1 protein-coding gene is annotated in these 2521 nt (G+C 45.1%); it reads left to right on the top strand.

What is annotated here, in order from left to right; translation table 11 throughout:
• Positions 1-2521, top strand: a 2521-nt coding sequence (locus ACH2DQ_RS01965; protein WP_395025299.1) for an Ig-like domain-containing protein, incomplete at both ends; no start/stop codon positions are given.

Below are 2521 nucleotides of genomic sequence, written 5' to 3'. Positions count from 1 at the left end.
AAACAGCAGATGGTTCCATTACAGGAATTACCCTGAACATGATGGAAGACTTTGATTTTGGACAGTCTTTCACCCTGAATGCAAATGTATGGCCCACAGACACTGCTAATAAGCAGGTAACATGGAGCAGTTCTGCCTGGGGTGTGGCTACCGTGGCAGGCGGCAAAGTAATAGCCAAGCATCCGGGTACGGCTGTTATTACGGCTGAGACAGCAAACGGAATTAAGAAAACAGTCAGGGTAACCGTAAAAGACCTGCCCACAAAGGTGACCGGGGTTAAATTTTATAAGGCTCAAAATGGTATTACAGGTTCTGTTTCTCCTTCCGATGTGAGAGTAAAGGTTGACGGCACCGTGGCTTTAATAGCAGATACCATTCCTGCTATGGCGGTAAACCGTAAGCTTATTTATAAAGTGGAGGATCCCACGCTGGCTAGTGTAACACCGGAGGGTGTTGTAAAAGGATTGAAATCCGGTCAGACCACTGTGACAGCTACCTCGGTAGACGGAGGCTTTACGGATACTTGTAAACTCTTTGTGGATGCAAAGGCAGTACAGTCCAATCCTGTCACGGCTCTTTCCATCAGTGTTACGGAAGCAGTCATGAATATGGGTGAAGGAATGGATATCACTACGGCAACGGTACCTGAGGATGCCTCACTGCAAAGAGTCGTATGGTCCACAGAAGACGAGCAGATTGCCGAAATCAGTGATGACGGTATCGTTGGAAGGGCTATGATTCTGGCGAAGGGTCCTGGCAGCACCACCATTCACGGATATACAGAGGATGGCGGAAGGGAGGCAGTCATTAAGGTAACGGTTCTTGAGCCGGAAGCTGCGGTAGACAAAACGGACCTTAAGAAAAACATCGATGCAGCAGAAGTTCTAAAAGCCAATCCCTTAACCGATTTGGTTCCTGCCACGAAAGAAAAATTTGAAACAGCCCTGTCAAATGCATGGGAAATTTATAACGACACCGCTGACAGCTATACACAGCAGGATGTGAATGATGCCGCTTCAGAATTGGTTTCCCGCACGCTAGAGCTTTCTCTTGCAGCCAACCGGGAGGGGTTGAAAGCTGCGGTGGAAGAGGCAGACCGCATTATAAAATCCGATGAATACGTTCATGACGAGATGCTAAAGGCATATACAGCCCTGCGTGACGAGGCAGCCAGCCTTCTTGCAGGACCAACAGTGGCAGACACCGAATACAGCAAGAAGATGACAGCATTATCAGAGGCAAAAGAAAAGCTAACCAGAAAGCCTGTGGTTTCATTGGAGTTAACTGCCCTTGAACAGCAGATTGCCCTTGCAGAACAGGCAGACCTCAATCGATATCTGGATTTGCCTGAAAAAAAGGAGTTTTCAAATTTATTATTGGCTGGGAAAAATCTCCTTGAAAATGCAAAGAAACCAGGCACTGCTGTTACTCAGACGGAAATAGATACGGCAGCAGACAGTCTGAGTAAAGCACGGTTAAATCTTAAACTGAAGCCTTCCAAGACTTCGCTTGAAGCATTACTGAAAAAAGCAGCTGCTATAAATCTTTCTAATTATACAGAGGCATCTGCTTCCAGTTTGAAAGCAGCTGTCAATGGGGCAAAAGCGGTGATGGATCATGCACTGGCACAAGAGCAGGATGTGAAAAATGCTGAAAAAGCCCTTAGCCAGGCTATGAGTAATTTAGTTCTTAAAGAAAATGAAGAAAAGGCAAAAATAAAAGATTTAAAGGTTCATGTAAAAGCCACGTTATCATCCTATAAGACAATACAGCTGACATGGAAAAAAGTGAGCGGAGTGGACGGCTATCAGGTACAGCGGCGTTCCGGTTCAAAATGGATTACCGTCAAAGACCTGAAAAATACTTACTCCAGCTTCAGCTTTACAAAGGGCAGTCTGGGTAAGTCCTATACACTGCGGGTTCTGGGGTATAAATCCTTTCGTGACGGCAGGACATATACCCAGGGCAATGCCGTAACCAAGAAGGCGATTCCTCAAAAGGCTGCAGTTAAATCCACCAATCGTTCCTCAACTTCAATCAAGCTGAGCTGGAAGAAGATAAACGGCGTTAACGGATATGTAATAATGCAGAAAAATGGAAGCAGATGGAAAACTCTTTTTGATACAAAGAGCTCCAGGACAACATACTATCTGGTGACCAACCTGACCCCGGGAAAGAACTATACCTTTGCAGTAAAAGCTTATAAAAAGAACAGCAAAAAGAAAAATATCTATGGTGAATATTCGTCATTGAAGATAAAAGCCGTACCGGCACCGCCAAGAAGCATCAGCGCAAAAGCGTCTAAGGGAAAGGTGAATATTCATTGGAAGAAACAGACCGATGTGAGCGGCTACCGGATTCAAAGAAAAAGTGGAAACAAGTGGATTACACTATCATCAAAGATCGGCGCAAAAGCAACAACCTATACGGATGGGAAAGTAAAAAAAGGAAGTAAATATACCTATCGCCTCCAATCCTATAAGACCGGGAAAGGAAAAGTTTACAGCGCCAGCAGCGAGGA

The sequence above is a fragment of the Robinsoniella sp. genome (assembly GCF_034124845.1).
Note: the sequence above shows the minus strand (reverse complement) of the source record. Positions and strands in the feature narration are given on the sequence as shown.